The sequence below is a fragment of the Paenibacillus sp. FSL H7-0350 genome, from assembly GCF_038593195.1.
In the GTDB taxonomy this organism is placed as follows: Bacteria; Bacillota; Bacilli; order Paenibacillales; family Paenibacillaceae; genus Paenibacillus_AQ.
This window is the reverse complement of record NZ_CP151972.1, coordinates 3,236,538-3,254,880: the sequence shown is the minus strand read 5'-3', so window position 1 is coordinate 3,254,880 and position 18,343 is coordinate 3,236,538. Positions and strand designations below refer to the sequence as shown.

At 50.2% G+C, this 18,343-nt stretch carries 19 protein-coding genes; 13 read left to right on the top strand and 6 right to left on the bottom strand.

Annotation, left to right across the window (positions count from 1 at the left end):
* The first annotated feature begins 11 nt into the window (after positions 1–11).
* The 5 genes from NYE24_RS14810 to NYE24_RS14790 all read left to right on the top strand — a co-directional run bounded on the left by NYE24_RS14810 (position 12) and on the right by NYE24_RS14790 (position 4,541).
* Positions 12–986, top strand: coding sequence for an ABC transporter permease subunit (locus NYE24_RS14810; protein ID WP_036700357.1), 975 nt, complete (start codon positions 12–14; stop codon positions 984–986).
* Complete coding sequence (locus NYE24_RS14805) at positions 986–1,948, top strand: carbohydrate ABC transporter permease (RefSeq protein ID WP_036700355.1); 963 nt, start codon at positions 986–988, stop codon at positions 1,946–1,948. Before NYE24_RS14810 ends, NYE24_RS14805 begins: the two co-directional genes overlap by 1 nt.
* A gap of 293 nt (positions 1,949–2,241) precedes the next feature.
* Positions 2,242–3,003, top strand: a complete 762-nt coding sequence (locus NYE24_RS14800) for an ATP-binding cassette domain-containing protein (protein WP_076161110.1) — start codon at positions 2,242–2,244, stop codon at positions 3,001–3,003.
* Complete coding sequence (locus NYE24_RS14795; protein WP_036700352.1) at positions 2,996–3,658, top strand: methionine ABC transporter permease; 663 nt, start codon at positions 2,996–2,998, stop codon at positions 3,656–3,658. Before NYE24_RS14800 ends, NYE24_RS14795 begins: the two co-directional genes overlap by 8 nt.
* Positions 3,659–3,713: 55 nt before the next feature.
* Positions 3,714–4,541 (top strand): MetQ/NlpA family ABC transporter substrate-binding protein, encoded by an 828-nt coding sequence (locus tag NYE24_RS14790; protein WP_342479001.1) that lies wholly within the window; start codon positions 3,714–3,716, stop codon positions 4,539–4,541.
* Positions 4,542–4,630: 89 nt separating this feature from the next.
* Here NYE24_RS14790 and NYE24_RS14785 read toward each other — a convergent pair whose 3' ends face one another.
* From NYE24_RS14785 to NYE24_RS14760, 6 genes are read right to left on the bottom strand one after another with little or no spacing between them, the layout of a single operon-like run.
* Positions 4,631–5,557: a metallophosphoesterase gene (locus NYE24_RS14785; RefSeq protein WP_342479000.1), complete on the bottom strand. Its 927-nt coding sequence runs from the start codon at positions 5,555–5,557 to the stop codon at positions 4,631–4,633.
* Positions 5,558–5,596: 39 nt separating this feature from the next.
* Positions 5,597–5,920, bottom strand: a complete 324-nt coding sequence (locus tag NYE24_RS14780) for a multidrug efflux SMR transporter (RefSeq protein ID WP_179090520.1) — start codon at positions 5,918–5,920, stop codon at positions 5,597–5,599.
* Positions 5,921–5,934: 14 nt separating this feature from the next.
* Positions 5,935–6,891, bottom strand: a complete 957-nt coding sequence (locus tag NYE24_RS14775; RefSeq protein WP_342478999.1) for an HAD family hydrolase — start codon at positions 6,889–6,891, stop codon at positions 5,935–5,937.
* Between the two features lie 40 nt (positions 6,892–6,931).
* Complete coding sequence (locus NYE24_RS14770) at positions 6,932–8,281, bottom strand: ABC transporter substrate-binding protein (protein WP_342479241.1); 1,350 nt, start codon at positions 8,279–8,281, stop codon at positions 6,932–6,934.
* Between the two features lie 31 nt (positions 8,282–8,312).
* Entirely contained in the window at positions 8,313–9,155 is an 843-nt protein-coding gene (locus NYE24_RS14765) for a carbohydrate ABC transporter permease (RefSeq protein WP_076161121.1), read from the bottom strand.
* A gap of 35 nt (positions 9,156–9,190) precedes the next feature.
* Positions 9,191–10,072, bottom strand: coding sequence for a sugar ABC transporter permease (locus tag NYE24_RS14760; RefSeq protein ID WP_076161123.1), 882 nt, complete (start codon positions 10,070–10,072; stop codon positions 9,191–9,193).
* A gap of 223 nt (positions 10,073–10,295) precedes the next feature.
* On the opposite strand from NYE24_RS14760, the gene NYE24_RS14755 reads away from it, so the two are divergent.
* The 8 genes from NYE24_RS14755 (at position 10,296) to NYE24_RS14720 (ending at position 18,294) form a co-directional block, all read left to right on the top strand.
* On the top strand, positions 10,296–10,874 hold the full coding sequence (locus NYE24_RS14755; RefSeq protein WP_036700318.1) for a transcriptional regulator: 579 nt from the start codon (positions 10,296–10,298) through the stop codon (positions 10,872–10,874).
* 3 nt (positions 10,875–10,877) lie between these two features.
* On the top strand, positions 10,878–11,552 hold the full coding sequence (locus tag NYE24_RS14750) for a response regulator transcription factor (RefSeq protein WP_036700315.1): 675 nt from the start codon (positions 10,878–10,880) through the stop codon (positions 11,550–11,552).
* A 38-nt stretch (positions 11,553–11,590) separates the two neighbouring features.
* Positions 11,591–12,727 (top strand): HAMP domain-containing sensor histidine kinase, encoded by a 1,137-nt coding sequence (locus NYE24_RS14745; protein ID WP_051494000.1) that lies wholly within the window; start codon positions 11,591–11,593, stop codon positions 12,725–12,727.
* An 89-nt stretch (positions 12,728–12,816) separates the two neighbouring features.
* A complete protein-coding gene (locus NYE24_RS14740; protein ID WP_036700311.1) occupies positions 12,817–13,491 on the top strand; it encodes an ABC transporter ATP-binding protein in 675 nt (224 codons plus the stop codon).
* Positions 13,488–15,917 (top strand): ABC transporter permease, encoded by a 2,430-nt coding sequence (locus NYE24_RS14735; RefSeq protein ID WP_342478998.1) that lies wholly within the window; start codon positions 13,488–13,490, stop codon positions 15,915–15,917. The genes NYE24_RS14740 and NYE24_RS14735 overlap by 4 nt, the downstream gene beginning before the upstream one ends.
* Before the next feature lie 48 nt (positions 15,918–15,965).
* Positions 15,966–16,427 carry a hypothetical protein gene (locus NYE24_RS14730; RefSeq protein WP_342478997.1) on the top strand — a complete coding sequence of 154 codons (462 nt, stop codon included), beginning with the start codon at positions 15,966–15,968 and terminating at the stop codon, positions 16,425–16,427.
* A complete protein-coding gene (locus tag NYE24_RS14725; protein ID WP_342478996.1) occupies positions 16,424–17,395 on the top strand; it encodes an EamA family transporter in 972 nt (323 codons plus the stop codon). Before NYE24_RS14730 ends, NYE24_RS14725 begins: the two co-directional genes overlap by 4 nt.
* Before the next feature lie 29 nt (positions 17,396–17,424).
* Positions 17,425–18,294, top strand: a complete 870-nt coding sequence (locus NYE24_RS14720) for a helix-turn-helix transcriptional regulator (protein WP_342478995.1) — start codon at positions 17,425–17,427, stop codon at positions 18,292–18,294.
* Positions 18,295–18,343: the final 49 nt, after the last annotated feature.

Sequence of the window (18,343 nt, the reverse complement as noted above, 5' to 3'; positions counted from 1 at the left end):
AGACAACGAATATGGATGAGACCTTAGAAATAGATACTGGCGTCCGGCGTCCGAAGAAGAACAAGAAGAAAAAGCAGCCGATTACCTGGCGTGTAATTAAGAATCAGAATCAGCTGATCTGGATGTCTGTGCCTTTAATGCTCTACATTATCCTTTTTGCCTACGTTCCCGTATGGGGCTGGACCATGGCGTTCCAGAACTACAGACCGGCCAAGTCCTTCGGCGAGCAGGAATGGGTGGGACTGAAGCAGTTCAAGTTTTTGTTCACCGATGATAACTTCATTCGGGTCCTGCGCAATACGCTGGCCATGGGGGTTATCAATCTGATCCTCGGCTTCGTTACAGCTATCGTGCTGGCGTTGCTGCTTAACGAGATTAAGAAAGTATTCTGGAAAAGAACCGTGCAGACGATCTCCTATCTGCCCCATTTCCTATCATGGATTATCGTTACCGGTATTGTGGCCACCTCGTTGTCCATTAATGACGGGATTGTAAATATCGTTCTGATGAAGCTGCATCTGATTAAAGAGCCGATTCTGTGGCTCAGTGAAGGCAAGTATTTCTGGGGAATCGTAGGGGCTTCACATGTGTGGAAGGAAGTGGGCTGGAATACCATTATCTATCTGGCAGCCATCGCTTCCATTGACCCTGCCCTGTATGAGGCTGCGGAGATTGACGGTGCGAACCGTTACAAGAAAATGATGCATGTAACCCTGCCTGGCATCAAGGCGACCATTGTTATTCTGATGATTATGTCCATAGGACATGTGCTGGAAGCAGGCTTTGAAGTGCAGTACCTGCTCGGCAACGGACTGGTAGTAGACTGGGCCGAAACGATAGATATTTTCGTGCTTAAATACGGACTTGCACAAGGGAATTATTCACTCGCAACCGCTGGCGGGATTTTCAAAACGGTGGTCAGCGTGACATTGCTGCTTATGGCTAACGGGATTTCCAAGCGGCTTGGGGAAGAGAGGTTGTTATAATGGCGGATAACCGGCAGATTAGCCCTGGGCAACAAGCAGGCTTTACGGCGAAAAGAAACCTAGGCACCGGCAGACTTGAACCGTTTTTGTTCACTTCCTTCAATACGGTCTTCATGGTCTGTCTGGTGGTTGTGACTTTATATCCATTCATCAATACGATTGCTGTTTCATTTAATGAAGGAAATGATACGATCCGCGGCGGCATTTACTTATGGCCACGACAGTGGACCTTTCAGAATTACAAGGCGATTTTTGCCACTGGGACGATCTTCGATGCTTTCCTGATCTCTGTGGCACGTACAGTGGTTTCTACATTGCTTAATATTTTTCTGACCACCATGCTGGCCTATACCTTAAGCCGCAGAGAGTATGTATTCCGTAAGTTTATTACGGTAATCTTCGTGCTGACGATGTATTTCAGCGCAGGTCTGATCCCGAACTACTTCCTGATTAAGGACCTGGGCCTGCTGAACAGCTTCTGGGTCTACGTTATTCCATCGATGATCAGCGCGTTCAATATGATCGTCATCCGTACTTACATCGGCACGATACCGGAGAGCCTGATGGAATCGGCCAGAATTGACGGCGCAGGGGATTTCAAAATCTTCATGCGGGTCGTCTTCCCGCTCTGTAAGCCGGTGCTGGCAACGATTGCACTGTTTGTGGCGGTCGGAGCCTGGAATGCCTGGTTCGACGCTTTCATCTACACCTCCTCCAAGCAGCATCTCAGTACACTGCAGTATGAGCTGATGAAGCTGTTGTCTTCAACGATGAACTCCAACGGGAACCCTAACGTCTCGAACGGGGTAGGGATGGACCAAGATTCAGCCAGAGCGATGGTCACGCCAATCTCGATCCGGGCAGCGATCACAGTGGTCGCCTCCGTACCCATATTGCTGGTGTATCCGTTCATGCAGAAGTATTTCGTAGTGGGCCTCAATGTAGGTAGTGTGAAAGAATAAGTGTTCAGAGCGAATAGACTTGTCCATGCAAAATAGCAAAAGGGGTGCAGTCCTATCAGGGGCCGCACCCCTTTTCTACTTCCATTGAATAATCCCATAGAGCCACGAGCATCCTTATAATGCTCTGCTCTTCCAAGGACTTAGTAATCATTTTGAAATAAATGATGACACAGCGGAAGAAATACCTTATTATTTAAAGAGATTTTTAATGAAACAGATTTTAAATAATTATAGTACAATAAGTTCTTAGGTTCAGGGAGCATGTCCAGGCAGTTTGTAGGGGAGGGCTTCATATTCTTTCGCTGAGTCAGGTTAGCAAGAGCTTCACTCTGAAGGACGGCCCTTATACGGCTGTTGATCAGGTATCGCTTGAAGTCCAGGCGGGTGCCATTCACGGTATTATTGGCGCCAGCGGCGCGGGCAAATCCACGCTCCTGCGGCTGATCAATCTGCTGGAGCGGCCCGATGAAGGAACAGTTATGGTTGACGGGCAGCGGCTTACGGAGCTGCCGGACAAGGAGCTGCGCCGGCAGCGGCAGAGAATCGGTATGATCTTTCAGCATTTCAATCTGATCGGTAATGCCACTGTCAGCAGGAATGTGGCGATCTCTCTAGAGCTTGCCGGAGTGCCGCGTGCGAAGCGGATGAAGCGGGTGGAGGAATGTCTGCAATTCGTAGGCCTGGCGGACAAAGCCGGGCAATACCCGGCCCAGCTCAGCGGCGGGCAGCGCCAGCGGGTAGCGATTGCCCGGGCACTGGCGAACAGTCCGAAGCTGCTGCTGTGCGATGAGCCGACATCTGCGCTTGATCCGGGCACCACGGCGGATATTCTGGGGGTGCTGCGCCATATCAATGCTTCCCTGGGTGTAACGATTGTGATCGTTACGCATGAACTCGATGTAGTGCGGAGCATCTGTTCCGAGGTATCCGTCATGGAGGGCGGACGGATCGTAGATTCCTTCTCGCGCGGGGAGGGCGGTTTCCTTCCGCCGGGAACGCATTCAGGCTCCTTCCGGGAGCGGATCACCGGCAGAACGGGGGAGGCCCATGTTTGAGAGCATGCTTAAATACCAGGATCAGATGTGGCAGTCTATCGGAGAGACCTTTGTCATGGTCGGTATTGCCATAGGCGCTGCGCTGCTGCTGGGCCTTCCGCTGGGGACGCTGCTGTATTTTTGCCGCAAAGGCCAGTTATATGAGAATAGAGGACTGTCCCTAGTGCTCAATAGCATCGTCAATGTCGTCCGTTCCTTTCCGTTCCTGCTGCTGGTGGTGGCGCTGATTCCGTTCACCCGTCTGGTTGTGGGTACGGCGATCGGTACACTAGCGGCCACGGTGCCGCTATCCATCGTTGCTATTGCGTATTACTCGCGGCTGGTGGAGCAGTCCCTGCTAGAGGTTCCGCGCGGAACGATTGAGGCGGCATTGTCGATGGGGGCATCGAAGCCGGGAATGATTTTCAAGTTTCTATATGTGGAGGCCCGTTCAGGGCTGGTGCTGGGACTTACTGCGTCTACGATCAGCTTCATTTCTTTTTCAACCGTAATGGGAGTTGTCGGCGGCGGCGGCGTTGGCGATTTCGCCATCCGTTACGGGTATCAGCGCTTCGAGACCGAGGTGATGATCTACGCCATTCTCGTGATGATTGTACTGGTGCAGCTGATTCAATTCACGGGAAGCACGCTAGCCAGACTGCTCGACAAACGCTAGAATACTATACAATAATGGGGGCTTGAGAGATATTATGAAGAGAACAGGAAGAAGAATGACTACCACGTTTGCACTGGTACTGCTTGTATTGACGCTTGCACTTGCAGGCTGCGGCAACAGCAAAGAAGCGGACAAGGCACCGGCGGCAACCAGCACCGGGCCTGTGAAGATCAAGGTAGCCTCGATGATTCCGCCAATGACGGATATCCTCGATATCGTGAAGCCGATTCTGAAGGAAGAAGGCGTGGACATGGAGGTTGTCGTGCTGTCCGATAACGTGCAGCCGAACGAAGCGCTGGCGAACAAAGAGGTGGACGCGAACTTCTTCCAGCATGTCCCTTACATGGAACAGTTCAATGCCAGCAAAGGCACAAAGCTGGTGCCCGTTCAGCCTGTGTATGATGCCATCTACGGCGGGTACTCCAAACGCTTCAAGAACATTGCCGATCTGCCGGAGGGAGCAACGCTCGTGATGGCGAATGATCCGTCCAACATTGGGCGTTCCCTGCAAATGTTCGCAGATGCCGGATTGATTACGCTGAAGGATGGTATAGGGATTCAGGCTACGCAAGCCGATATTACCGCCAATCCGAAGAACTATAAGTTCGAGGAGGTCGATCTGCTGATGCTGGCCCGGATGCTGGATGATGCAGATCTGGTAGCGATGACGCCAGCCTACGCGAGCCCGCTGGGTCTGACCCCGAAGAAGGATGCGCTGATCACCGAGCGTGAAGATTCAGCCTTCACCATTACCCTCGTTGCCCGTGAGGACAACAAGGATTCCGATGCCATCCAGAAGCTGGCCAAGGCGATCAGCGGCCCGGAAGTGAAGAAGTTCCTGGAGGATAATTACGCTGACATCGCGCTGCCTGCCTTTAAATAGTAGATAAACGAATAAGCTGTCCCAACAGCCATGAAATGGCTGCTTGGGACAGCTTTTTATTTTGAGTAGAACATCAATGATTCCATAACTTATCGTAGAGCGCTAACAGGATAGACTGCCTCATATTGCGCCGCTTCAATCCAGGTTCCCGTAGTGAAATCTCGTCCCCGTACAAGCACTTTACCAGCATAGACTTCTATATAATAGCCCTGGCTGCCGCTCTTGTGTTCATCCGCATCCGTCCAGAGGTAGGCCACCGAAGCAGCGTTGAACATCGTAGCCGTCTGTCCGTTGCCGGGAACCATCGTGTTGCTGACCTCCAGCTCCCAGTGGGTATGCCCGGTGAACAGTAAGGTCTGCGGGTGCCGTGACAGAATAGTACGCAGCTCCTGATCCTGAGTGACCCCATACCATTCCTGAGATTCCAACGAACCGGCTACCGTATCCTTCAGCGGCTGGTGCAGGAAGAGGAAGACGGGCTGATCCGGCAGGTGAACCTGTTCCGGGTGCGGCTGTATTTGCCCGTCAGGCTCCGGTTTGTCCGGTGCGCCTTCTCCAAGCTTGCGGTCCAGCCACTGAAGCTGTTCAGCAGATAGATTACAGAACGTAGGCAGCCCTTCCTCCGTGCCTAGGAAGATGAAATGATACCCGCCGATCCAGTGGTCATGATAGGGGCCCGGCATACCCATGCGGGAAGTATACATCGCAAGCCGGGATTCCCAGTGGCCGAGACCGACATCATGGTTGCCCAAGGTATAACGAAGCTGCGGCAAGGACGTCTGATGCTGCTCAAGAATACGCTGAACCTCCTCGTACTCGTTCGGAAAGCCATGGTCTGTTATATCTCCAATATGCATGATCCCGCTGCTGCCTTGAGCATGTAATGCCAAATCCTCAAGCGCCCGTCTGAAGTTCTGGTTGTACTCGTGCTCCGGATCGGCCGTGACATGGGTGTCGGTTATAACCTGGAACGTCAGCAGCGGTTCAGTAACGCCCGGTGTGGCGGATGTATCCATAGGCAAGCGAAGCCTCCTTGAAATATTTTCTAAGTCAGATTAATGCCCCTTGGCGCTAATGTTCAAGCCAACAATCCCGGTTACAATCACAGTTACCCACAGGAGGGAGGAACCCGATAGCCGCTCTTCGAAAAACAAGGCCCCCGCCAGAGAAATCAGGAGGATACCCGCCCCGGACCATACGGCATAAGCGACTCCAACCTTGATGGAGGTGAGTGCGACACTCAGCGAGGTGAAGCTGATCCCGTAGAATAGGAACATCAGCACAGAAGGCCAGGGCCGGGTGAGGCCATGAGACAGCTTCATGGAGACCGTTCCGGACAGCTCGAAGACAATAGCCAAGGCAAGAAATACCCAGGCCAAGGCCCCTTCGGCCTTCATCGTGCAGTCCTTCGTACGCCAAGCTCCGCATAAGACGACACTACACAATCTGCATCCGGCAAAAGAGTCCTCCCGGCAGCCTGAATGTCTGCCGCCAGCCCGCTTCGGCCCGCATCAGCCGTTCCGTGCGCATCACCCGACCCGCTTGCGGCAGCATCTGCCGCCGCAGTAACCCGGCTTGCCGCCGCCTGCCCGTTCCCGCCCGGATTTGCGTCCGGTCCTTCCGCCGTAGCTGAAGCCACCAGCCCGGCGGTGACTCCGCCGGCAATCCCAATAGCTACGGCAGCGCCCGCAGCCGCAGCCATCCGCATATCTCCGTTCGTATCGCCGATCACGGCGGCTTCAGCCGGAGATACCCCCAGCCGCCCGCAGGCAAGCAGTGCCATGTCGGGGAAGGGCTTGCCCCGCTCCACCTGATCGGTGCCGATCACGGCGGTGAAATACTGGCGGATGCCCAGCCAGCACAGATGACTCTCGGCTGCCGCAGTTTCATCGGCAGTCACTACGGCCATAGGTATGCCCTGGGCTGCGCAAGCGTCCAGAAAGGGCACCAGCCCGGGGAGCGGGCGGACCGGACGGCTCTGCTCCAGCATCGCATCCGCTCCATTCCGGCAGGCGTCCACCAGTTCAACCGCTTCGGCCCAGGATAGGCCAAGAGTATATCCCTGCCAGGACAGAATGGCATACAGATCGTTCATCGTGCCCATGGCGAGCGGGCCGTTACGGTCGTAATCGGTGATCTTCCCTGCGGCATCATGAACCGTTCCCAGCAGGGAGGCCCGTTGGTGCTCAGGGAAGCTCAAGCCGCGCTGTTCAAGCCCCCGGGCGAACTGGTCCAGGAAGCACTCGCCCCAGCTTCCCCAGAGAGATACGAACTGCAGCAATGTTCCATCCTTGTCGAACAGGATAGCCGATACAGGATAGTCTCCTTGCGGAGTATTAAGCTCGATCATGCAGCGTCCTCCTTCATTAATAGAAATGTATTCAGCCGTTCTATTTCAGCTTATCCAGTGCGGCCTGAGCCGTCTGCTGTGCTTCCATCAGCGCCTCGGCTGCCGGAATGTTCTCAATCTGCACCTTATCCGCAGCGATCTTCAGCGCATCGTTGATTTTGCCGCCTGTCGGGTCCTGGAACGGAGCGGAAGCATGAGCCGCCTGCTGCAAAGGGATCTTGATCTGCGGGTTGCTCTCACTGAAGGCTACGAAGGCCGGATCTTGCAGGGCGGACTGGCGTACGGAAATATAGCCCGTATTGATCGACCAGGAGGCCGTATTTTCGGAGTTCGTGAAGTAGGCGAGCCATTTCATCGCCGCTTGTTTCTCCGCTTCTCCGGCTTTGGCAGGAATACCGGCCATAATCGCCTGAGCAACAGGCTTGCCTTCCCCAACCCCGGCCCAGCCCGGCTGCTCCATCGCGGAGACGATACTGAAGTCAAGGTCGCCCTGGTCGCCGCTCGAACCGGTGTATCCGGCCGCTTGGCCTTTCATTACATCATCAATCGTCTTGTACCAGTACTCCCAGCCTTGTCCGCCGGAGTGGATGCGCATCGTCTTATCCTCATGAATGGCTTTGCGGAAGAACTCCCAGGTGTCGATCCATTCCGGGGAATCAATCATGGCCTGGGTGCCGTCTGCACTAAGAATGCTGCCGCCCTTGCTGAGTGCGGCGTCAATCATGTTGCCGGAGCCCCACATCGGCTCCCAGCCGTAGAAGCTGGTTTTGCCGCCTTCCGATACCGTCATCTTTTTGGCAGCCGCAGCGAGATCCTCCCAGGTCTTAATCTGGCTGGCATTGAGGCCAATCTTCGCAAAAGCGTCCTTACGATAGTACATCACCTGCGTCGTTCCATACATCGGCAGGAAATACTGCTTACCATCCACCTGCCCCTGGTTCAGGAAGGTCTGTACGAAATCCTCTTGCTTAAATTCCGGCAGCTTGGCAATAAGCTCATCCATCGCAGCGAAATAGCCTTTGCGAGCCCAATCTATATTGGAGGAGAGGACCGCCGCCGGGACCTGCCCGGTAGCAATCGCAGCCTGAAGCTTCTGTTCGGTTTCTGTATAATCCCCCTGCACGATCCCTTTGACGATGACCTCCTGCTGGGAAGCGTTGAACTTCTGAATGAGCGATTGCATATTTTCTCCCAGCTTGCCGCCGAGTCCATACCAGAACTCAATCGTTACCGGTGCGCTTTCAGCCGGAGCGGCATTGGCAGCAGGGATTGCGGCGGCTGCGCCGTCCGCAGTGGATGTATTGCCGGGAGCGGCATTTCCGCCGCAAGCGGTGAGCACGGAGAGTCCGGCGATCATGGATACTGCGGACAACCTTTTGAATACGTTCATCATCATTCTCCTCTGGGGTTTAAGTTGGGTTTCAGCCTTTGCTTGAGCCTGCGGTCATGTTGACACTTTGCATTATCGTTTTCTGCGCCAGCAGGAAGACTAGCAGCAGCGGGGCAATCGTGAAGGCGCTGGCGGCCATGATGAGCGGCCATTTCAGTCCGTAAGCACCCCCTTCCACGAAGAAGCTGCGCAGACCGGCCGAGACCAGCTGCAGACTGGGGTCCTTCGTAATAAGCATCGGCCAGAAGTAATTGTTGTACTGGTCAATGAAGGTAATCAGCGCCAGTACGGCGAATGAGGATCGTGTGACCGGCACAAGGATCGTCCAGAGAATCCGCATATGCGAGGCACCGTCCACTTCACCGGCCTCCACCAGCTCATGCGAGACTTGAAGGAAGGCCTGTCTGATCAGGAAGATCGAGAAGATACTCACACAGTTGGAGAGAATCAGGCCCGCATAGGAGTTCAGCAAGTGCAGCTCAGAGAGGACCAGATAGCCTGGCAGGTAGACTGCCGTTGCAGGAACCATATAACCGAACAGAATCACTCCGGCAAAAACACCCTTCAGGCGGAATTTCATATGCGTCAGCGCATAAGCCATCATCCCGGAATTGATCGTCTGCAGGAGGACAATGGAGACAGCGACGAAGATACTGTTACCCATATATCTGGCGAACGGCGCCTCGTTCCAGGCAGCGGAGAAGTTGCCCCACAGCGGAACCTCGGGCCAGAGTGTGGGCGGGGAACGCCAGATTTCATCATTGGTCTTGAGGGCACTCGTAACCATCCAGTAGAACGGGAAGGCCATCAGAAGGGCAAGCGCGGCGAAAAAAATCTGACGGACCAGCCCGCTGATACGTGAGAATATAGTCAAGCGGTTAGACCTCCTTAAGGGCTGATAGTGAGCTTCTATTGATAATGAGTGGTCCGCTTGCTGATCCCGAAGGAGAGAACAGACAACAGCATGCAGATCAAGACCAGGATGACAGCTACGGAAGAAGCCTCTCCGATCTGGAACGATTCGAAGGCGGACTGATAATACAGATAGAGCAGAGTGCGGGTAGAGCCGGACGGACCGCCCTGGGTCAGCACATTAATCTGATCATAGGCCTGAAGCGCCGAGACGAGCTGCACCACGAATAAGAAAAGAGTAGTCGGTGAGATCAGCGGCCATGTAATCCGCAGGAACTTCTGCACCGGGCTTGCCCCGTCCAGCTCCCCGGCTTCCAGCAGGTCTGAAGGCACATTGCGCAGGGCCACCAGATAAAAGATCATTGCCCAGCCGACCGACTTCCAGATCGTGACCAGCAGGACGCCGGTTAAGGCCCATTTGGGGTCCTGCAGCCAGCCGATGGAATCCAGGCCGAAGAAGTTCAGCACCGCATTCGCGAGTCCGGCTTCAGGCTGATAGATCCAGGACCAGACGATAGATACTGCAACGGTCGGCGTCACCCAGGGGGAGAACAGCAGCACCTGATAAAGTGCCGATCCTTTTAGCTTTTTGTTCATTAATAGGGCAAGGCTCAGTCCGAGCAGGATCACCGGCAGCACACTGCCGAGGCAGAAGAGAACGGTCACCCTCAGCGCTTTGTAAAAAGCCGGGTTGCTAAGCAGATCGGTATAATTCTGCCAGCCGACAAAGGTTTTCTCTGGGCTCATGAAATCCCATTCCGTGAAGCTGAGATACAGCACATACAGCAGCGGCGCGAGCCAGAACACGGCGAACGGGATCATGGCCGGCAGAGTGAACAGCACGGGCTTGAGGCCGCTGATTAACTTTGAACGTGTCATTTTCGTCCATATTCTCCATTTCATCCACATTGGTTGATGCGGTATAATGCAGAGGACAGCTCCTCTGTTCAAAAAAAATTGTACACTCATGAGGCAGGCTTGTGGTCAAGCGGAGGTAAAGCCCGTTCGGAATTTGTGTAAAATTTGTAGGATGATTGCCGTAAAGCTACGGTATTGTGTAATGTAGAGAGAACGATTCTATGTGAAAATGAGGTGCCACCTGATGAAGCAGGCCGCATTCGGCGAGGAACATCCGCACCGTTCGCCCCGGGAGCAGCTGCTCGGCCCGGTGATCGATGCCATAGCACAGACCATGGATTTATATGGAGCGAATTATTCCTTCGGGCAGCTGTACGGAGTGATGTTCTTCGAGGACAAGCCGATGACGCTGGAGGAAATGAAGCAGGTCATGAATATGAGTAAAAGCAATATGAGCTACGGGGTCCGCTCCCTGATTGCCTCCCGGATGGTGACGAAGCTTCCGGAGAAGCGTGAGCGGAAGGAGCTGTACGCAGCGGAGACAGACTTCTTCGAGGCCTTCCGGAACTTCTTCACCCTGAAGCTTCAGCGGGAGATCGATGTGATGCAGGAAGCGATGGCAGCCGGGGTCCCCGGCCTTAAGGCACTGGCCCACGCAGCAGACACCCCCGAAGAGGAGAGGCAGGCCTGCCTCAGAGATCTGGAGAAGCTGGAGCATGCAGCCGAGTATTATGCCTGGATGCAGCGGTTCGTATCGGGGCTTGCGGAGGGGGAGGTCTTTGGCGGGAAACGGGGAAGTACCGGGGAGGAAGGCGGAGTGTAAGCTATGAATAATCAGATTCTGATTGTTGATGATGAAGCAGATATAATTAATCTACTTACAGATTATTTTGAGCTGAATGGCTATAAGGTTTTAACCGCGCGAAGCGGAGGGGAAGCTTTACGCAAAGTAATGTATCAACCGGACATTATTTTACTGGATATTAATATGCCTGAGATTGATGGTCTTGAGGTATGCACTCGTATACGGAATTTCGTATCCTGCCCTATTATATTCCTGACTGCGCAAGTAGAAGAGACAGATAAAATTAATGGCTTTCGTGTTGGCGGAGATGATTATATTGTGAAGCCATTCAGCATTGATGAGCTTGGAGCCAGGGTAGAGGCACATCTGCGCCGTGAACGAAGACAAGCTATTAAGACGCAAACCAGATTTTCAGATCATTTGGTGATTGATTACTCTGCTAGAGTGGTGTACTACAAGGGACGCGAACTTTCTTTTGCCAAGAAGGAATTTGGCATTATTGAGTTGTTGTCAATGAACATTGGCCAAGTCTTTGATAAGGACCATATCTATGGCAAAGTCTGGGGTCTGGATCATGAAGGGGATAGCATCGTTGTTGCAGAGCATATCAGAAGAATTCGGTCCAAATTTAATGAGGTTAGTGATCACATATACATTTCAACAGTATGGGGTGTGGGCTATAAATGGATAGGGTAATAAAAGCTTGGCGTAGCTTATCCATTAGGATGACATTTATGATCTATATGCTTGTATTTGTCCTTATTGCCGGGCTCCTCAGTATAATTACCATTACTGGCGCAGGTCACATACGTAATAATATGTTTCTGAAGTATAACGATTCCTATACATTAGCGGATATCAAGAATCCAGCCATTGTCTACAACATGAAGGACTTTAATACAGATTATTCTTATACAGATGAACAAATCATTAAGCTTTGTAGTTTTCTGGATTCTTGGTCCATTTTGATATTTTTTGGGTTATCTACCCTGGCGGCATCCTTTTTGTTTTACCATAATAAGCTTAAACAACCGATTGGGATTTTGCGCGAAGCTTCTACTAAAATATCCAATAATGACTTGGATTTTAATATTCAGCACGATAGCGAAGATGAAATGGGACAGCTATGCAGGTCTTTTGAAAGCATGAGAGCTGCTTTGGAGGATAACAACCGTCAAATGTGGCGTTCCATAGAGGACAGAAAACAATTAAATGCCGCTTTTTCACATGATTTGCGAACGCCGCTGACCGTATTGCGGGGGTACGCTGACTTTTTAAATAGATATCTGCCGGAAGATAAAATTAGCAAGGAGAAGCTGCTGGATACGATAACAACCATGAGTGTACATATATTACGGCTGGAGAACTATGTGCAGATTATGGGCGAGGCACAAAAGCTCGATGAGATATCAGTAGCCCTTACGAAAGTGGAGATTTCTGTATTTTTGGAGCAGCTAAGTAGTTTGGCTGCATTTCTGGCACGGGAACACTCACTCGAGCTTTCATTTGATAATCAAATCTCTGAACAAGCTCTGTGCATGGATACAGGAATTGTTACCAGGATATACGAAAATATGATTGCTAATTCTCTTCGTTATGCAAGCCAGAAAATTTCTGTGCGTTTTGAATTTGTGAAGGGATTTTTTTCGATTACAGTTAGTGATGATGGTGATGGGTTCTCGAATCAAGATTTTAAGCGTGCTACGACGCCATTTTATACAAACGGAGCGGAAGCTGACCAGAGACATTACGGCATGGGGTTGAATATTTGCAAGGTGCTGGCCGAGAAGCTAGGAGGCAATATTCAGCTAACGAACAATAATTCGGGTGGCGCCTGTGTGAAGGTTTGGATAAGCGTACAGCAAAGTTGATAAATAATAGATAATTATTGGATATCCTTTCCTAGAGAACAACTTAGGGGAGGATATTTTTGTATCCAAGTATAAAGGGAGGCGCCGTTATGATTCTGGAAGGGAAGAAGCTGTGCAAATATTATGGCACTGGAGATCGTCAAGTGAAGGCCATTCATAATGTTGATTTTTCGGTGGCGAAAGGTGAGTTTATCTCTATTGTTGGGCAGTCCGGTGCAGGAAAAAGTACATTAATGCACATCATTGGGGGGTTGGATGCACCTACAAGCGGTGAGGTCATCATAAATGGGACTTCCATTTATACATTGCCAATGAGTCAACTGGCAGTGTTTCGCCGCCGCCAGATCGGCTTTGTGTTTCAGGCTTTTAATTTGGTACCCTCACTTAATGTGTGGGAGAACATCATTTTACCCATTGGGCTGGATGGAAAGAAAGCAGATGTCAGCTATATTGAAGATATTTTAAATACTTTGGGGATCTATGAAAAGCGGGCCAGTCTGCCCACAGTGTTGTCTGGCGGTCAGCAGCAAAGAGTGGCAATTGCCCGTGCACTGGCAGCTAGGCCAGCTATTGTCCTCGCAGATGAACCCACAGGAAATCTCGATAGCCGTTCTAGCAACAACGTTTTGGATTTGCTGCGTTTATCCGTAGAGAAATATAACCAGACATTGATTGTTGTAACGCATAATGACGAAGTGGCTAAGCTTGCAGGTCGGACCGTTCGGGTGGTGGACGGTTCCATTGTAGTAGGGGTAGAAGGATGAAAGATACGATTACTGTTCACAATGTATCCCTGAAAAATCTACGTCATCACAAAAGCCGGACCTTATTGACTGTAGGTACAGTTGCTTTAGCCGTAGCCTTACTTTTTGTGGTGCTGACCTATTTCTACTCCGACGATCAGAGGAGCAAGCGAGAAGCGATTAATGAGCTAGGCGCCTATCATGTACAGTATGAGCATTTGTTGCCAGAGCAGCAACAAGCTATTGAGAATAATCCGAAGATAAAAAAGCACTATGTTTCCTATATCAGTAAAAATGTTAAATCCGGCTCATTTGAAAAATTGAATATTAATATGGCTATAAGTTATATAGAGGGAATTAATGAAGGACTGATTCAATTAATGCAAGGGAGGGCTCCAGCCACTGACGACGAAATTGTATTGGATAAATGGGTGATAGAGGAAATTGGCTTTCCCTCCAAGCTAGGAGAAATAATACCCTTGGATTTACAAATTAAGAGTGCAGGGAAAACGGAATATATCACTAAAAGCTTTAAACTGGTGGGAATTGTTGATGATATAGCTGTACGTAAGGCGGCTAGAGCCGGTCTGATGTTCATTTCCAAGGATCTTTCACAACGTTATAGTCCTGATCCGGATGTTGTTATATTTGCTCTTTTGAATTCGGACTTCAATGCGACATCTACGGCACATAGAATTGCTGAGGGGGCTAAGCTACGAGAAGATCAGATTCAAATCAATGAGCGTTATAGCGGCGCATATGAGCAGAATCCTGTATCTATCTTGAAAGCAGCCGTTGTCATAATTGTAATTGTTATTAGTGCAGCCATGGTTATTTATAATATTTTCAATATATATCTGTCGGAGCAGATCCGTTTATTTGGCATGATAAAAGCTATAGGAATGACTCCTAAGCAGCTAAGCAGCATGATCCTCACAGAAGGGCTTATGATTTCACTGGCGGGAAGTTTCCTGGGTCTCCTGTTGGGGGTAGGAGGAAGCACAGCATTTATTCCCTTCTTAGGACATACGGCTAGCGGAAGCTCCCCGTTATATGTTGAATTGTCTCCTTATATTGCTTGTGCTGTTTTTGTTATAGGTCTGATTCTCGTTAGACTATCTGTTTATATTCCTGCTAGAAAAGTAGGGAAAATTACAGAGATTGCAGCTATTCGTTATAATCCCGCCGAAGACTTTGGGAAGAGAAGCCTCAATCCCAAGAGCAAATTAAAACAATCAATCAGCGGTTTCTCCCTGGTGTTGGCACAACTTATTCGATATCGCAAGCGCACCTGGGTGACTGTAATATCCATTACACTGACAGGTTTTATTTTTGTGGTCACAGGGAGTATTTTCAGTAGTATGAATATCGATAATATGGCTGGAAGTATGGTGCCTGGTGACTATAAGCTAAGTGCTGTTGCTAACCTTGAGTCTGACGAACAACTCGATTTGTTTAACAACGAGGTGATACAGCAAGTGAAGACTATGCCAGGCGTCAAATCTGTATTGACGGAGATGTATGACGTATTAATTTATAACAAGCAGGATGCACACCTTCACCTCAAAGACTTGGCGGGTATAAGGAACCCGGAGATTAGAACGGATATCTATGCCTACGATGATCACTTAATGACAAGTGCCCTCCAGATGCTCGGGAAAGATGATTCTATGCTTACAGCACTGAGAAGTGGCAATAATCTCATCGCCGTTTCGGAAGATGGAGGCTACCGGGAGGGAGACAAAATACGATTCGCAAAGTATGGAGAAGGGCAGAAAGAACGTGTATTCACTATTATTGGTGTATTGCCCAATTACGTTACATATAAAGGTAATTCTTCGGATGGAGGAGTTTTTATTGCTCACCAGGACCTGTTTAAACGATTAAATATGGATCAACGCATCCAGCAGGTTAGCGTCCAAGTTAATGAAGGACGACAAGGGGAAGTCGAACGGAATTTAAAAGGCATCGCAACTGCTGATCGAAGAATAACATTCACTTCTTTCCAGGAGATGTATCAGGAGTTTAATGGAATGAAGAAAGTATTTCAGTTGGCGGCTAATAGTCTTACTTCGGCATTGCTGATTATCAGTATATTTAACTTAATTAATTCTAACTTAACCAGTATGTATTCCAGAAAACGGGAGATTAGCTTAGTTGAAGCGATTGGCATGTCACGGAGTCAACTAACCTTGCAGCTAGGCAGTGAAGGCTTAATGGTTATTCTAATTAGTCTGTTATTCACTTTTTCGCTGGGTATACCAGCAGGATATTATGTTGTTGAAATTTTCAAGCAATCCGCCACCTATGTTCAGTATCAACTGCCAATAACAGCCATGCTATTCTTGATATGCGCCTATTTTACAGTTCAAGTGGGAACTACCTTCTATATGCAGTGGCGCTTAAGCAAGGAGAGCTTAATGGAACGAATCCGTTTTAGTGAATGATCGATGGAAAGCAAATAGCTGAATATAACCTTTGAGGGGGCTATCATTGTGTTTCAATCTAAATTGCATTTTACAAAATCCGTTTACACTATATTAATGTTGTTAATGGTTATTGCATTATCGTTAACAGCCTGCGGAACTAATAAGGGAGATAGTATTTCTCCTGAATATCATGGCGTAAAATACACAGGGCAAGGCACTTTGGAAACCAAAGTTAATGTGGTTATTTACAACGAAGATGAGATTTTGTTTCTACAGACCGTTAAAATTGTAGATGATAATCCTACTGTTTGGAAAGTACTGCAGGCAATTTCAGACAATGCTGAACAGGGAATGCGAATTGAAAAGGATCAGAAAGGACAAATAAGTATGGTTGACGGAATAGAGAATAATCAGACTAAAAAGTGGAAGCTGTATATTAACAATATCCTTGAAGATGAAGACCTTGAAAATGTCGGAATTGACGAGGAGCAGCCATTGACATTGAGGTACAAGGAGAATACCTTATGAAGAACAAATCACAGGCTAATCCAGTGTATGTGGTAGGAATTGCACTCTTATTTGTGTATTTATTTTGGGGAGGCACCTATGTCGGCATGAAGATTGCCATCGAGACGATGCCGCCTTTTCTGATGGCAGGGGTCCGCTTTTTTACAGCAGGTGTGGTCCTTTATATTATTGCCAGATTAAGCGGAGCGAAGCATCCGGCAAAGCGTGAATGGCGCGCTTCAACGATTGTTGGCGCCTTGCTGCTGCTTGGGGGCAACGGGGTTGTGGCCTGGGCAGAGCAAAGAGTCTCTTCCTCCATTGCTTCGCTCATCGTGGCGGCAGTGCCTGTCTGGATGATGCTGATGGGCTGGCTTGGGCGCGGCGGCAAACGGCCGGATACCGGAGTCATCGCAGGAATTGTACTTGGACTGCTCGGCATCGCTGTACTGGTCTTCCAGCCGGGGAAGGGGGAGACGGGCACCGCTACCGATCTGTTCGGAATTATTACCGTACTGGCAGCTTCCATAAGCTGGGCAGTAGGGTCGATGTACTCCCGAAGCGCGACCATGCCGGGCTCACCCTTGATGACGACAGCGGCGCAGATGCTGACAGGAGGCGCACTGTTGGTGATATTCTCTTATTTTACCGGCGACTGGTCCACACTTAATATCTCCGGCATTTCTATGCGATCCTACCTGGCTCTGGCCTACCTGATCACCTTCGGCTCCATTGTAGGCTATACAGCCTATATCTGGCTGCTTAAGAATGCTGACGCTACCCTCGTCTCCACGTATGCCTTCGTTAATCCGGTAGTCGCAGTGCTGCTTGGCTGGCTGCTGGTTGGCGAACAGCTTACCCTGAATACCCTGATCGCTGCCGTGATCATTATCGGGGCTGTGGTATTGGTGACTCTTTTCCGTAGTAAGCCACAGCCGGCGGTAACTCAAGCAGCGCTTGATATACAACCGCAGCAGCAGTCGATACACTGAGAGCATCTTAGCCGAAGGAGTGGTAAGTTATGTTTGATATGTTAAAGGTGGGCCGGAATATCGTTAGATTAAGAGGTCTGGCCGGTCTGACTCAAATGGGGCTTGCGGACCAGTTGGGCATCAGTTATCAAGCGGTGAGTAATTGGGAGAGGGGCAATAGTATGCCGGATATCTCCAAGCTTCCGCAGCTGGCAGAAATCTTTGCTGTGGGAATCGATGAGATCCTCGGGGAAGAACAAGGACAGGGCTCCCGCGTAATCGGGAGTGTGCTGGAGCATGGCGGCACAGATTATTTTGAGCGGGGGGAAGGAACGGCCCAAGAGCTCTCAGACCTTGCGCCAATTCTTCATAATGAGCAGATTGGTGAAGCATTTGAGCATGTGAAGGACGGGGCCGCTGTAGACGATCTGCTGGCACTTGCGCCGTTCCTGAGCGAGGAGACTCTCGATTCATGCGCCAAGCAGGTGTTTGAAAGGGGAGGGGGGGAGCCTCTGCTGAAGCTGGCCTCGTATGTCAGTGATGAAGCAATGGACGAGCTGGCCAAGCTGGTATATGCCGCAGAAGGTCTGAAGGCACTGGTGGAATTCGCCCCATTTATTAGTGATGAGAGGCTGGATGAACTTGCAGGGACTGTCTTGATGCAGGAAGGTTCGGAGGCACTGGTATCCCTCGCTCCATTTATAAGTGATGAGATGCTGGATGAACTTGCTGAGACTGTCTTGACGCAAGAAGGTTCGGAGGCACTGGTATCCCTCGCCCCATTTATTAGTGATGAGATGCTTGATCAACTTGCTGTAGCTATTTCTACAAAAGAAGGCGTTAAAGCGCTCCTGCCCCTTGCCCCGTTCCTCAGTGAGGAAATTCTGGATAGCCTTGCTGCGCAAACCTTCTCCAGATAATGACCTTATCCTATACTCATCAACAGCCGGTACTCTAACAGAGCATCCG

Coding starts and splice junctions, on each gene's coding strand:
- NYE24_RS14785 (WP_342479000.1), bottom strand. CDS start 5,557: ATGGATACATCCGCCACACCGGGCGTTACTGAACCGCTGCTGACGTTC.
- NYE24_RS14725 (WP_342478996.1), top strand. CDS start 16,424: ATGAAGAACAAATCACAGGCTAATCCAGTGTATGTGGTAGGAATTGCA.
- NYE24_RS14755 (WP_036700318.1), top strand. CDS start 10,296: ATGAAGCAGGCCGCATTCGGCGAGGAACATCCGCACCGTTCGCCCCGG.
- NYE24_RS14720 (WP_342478995.1), top strand. CDS start 17,425: ATGTTTGATATGTTAAAGGTGGGCCGGAATATCGTTAGATTAAGAGGT.
- NYE24_RS14735 (WP_342478998.1), top strand. CDS start 13,488: ATGAAAGATACGATTACTGTTCACAATGTATCCCTGAAAAATCTACGT.
- NYE24_RS14775 (WP_342478999.1), bottom strand. CDS start 6,891: ATGATCGAGCTTAATACTCCGCAAGGAGACTATCCTGTATCGGCTATC.
- NYE24_RS14810 (WP_036700357.1), top strand. CDS start 12: ATGGATGAGACCTTAGAAATAGATACTGGCGTCCGGCGTCCGAAGAAG.
- NYE24_RS14760 (WP_076161123.1), bottom strand. CDS start 10,072: ATGACACGTTCAAAGTTAATCAGCGGCCTCAAGCCCGTGCTGTTCACT.
- NYE24_RS14750 (WP_036700315.1), top strand. CDS start 10,878: ATGAATAATCAGATTCTGATTGTTGATGATGAAGCAGATATAATTAAT.
- NYE24_RS14795 (WP_036700352.1), top strand. CDS start 2,996: ATGTTTGAGAGCATGCTTAAATACCAGGATCAGATGTGGCAGTCTATC.
- NYE24_RS14770 (WP_342479241.1), bottom strand. CDS start 8,281: ATGAACGTATTCAAAAGGTTGTCCGCAGTATCCATGATCGCCGGACTC.
- NYE24_RS14805 (WP_036700355.1), top strand. CDS start 986: ATGGCGGATAACCGGCAGATTAGCCCTGGGCAACAAGCAGGCTTTACG.
- NYE24_RS14790 (WP_342479001.1), top strand. CDS start 3,714: ATGACTACCACGTTTGCACTGGTACTGCTTGTATTGACGCTTGCACTT.
- NYE24_RS14745 (WP_051494000.1), top strand. CDS start 11,591: ATGATCTATATGCTTGTATTTGTCCTTATTGCCGGGCTCCTCAGTATA.
- NYE24_RS14740 (WP_036700311.1), top strand. CDS start 12,817: ATGATTCTGGAAGGGAAGAAGCTGTGCAAATATTATGGCACTGGAGAT.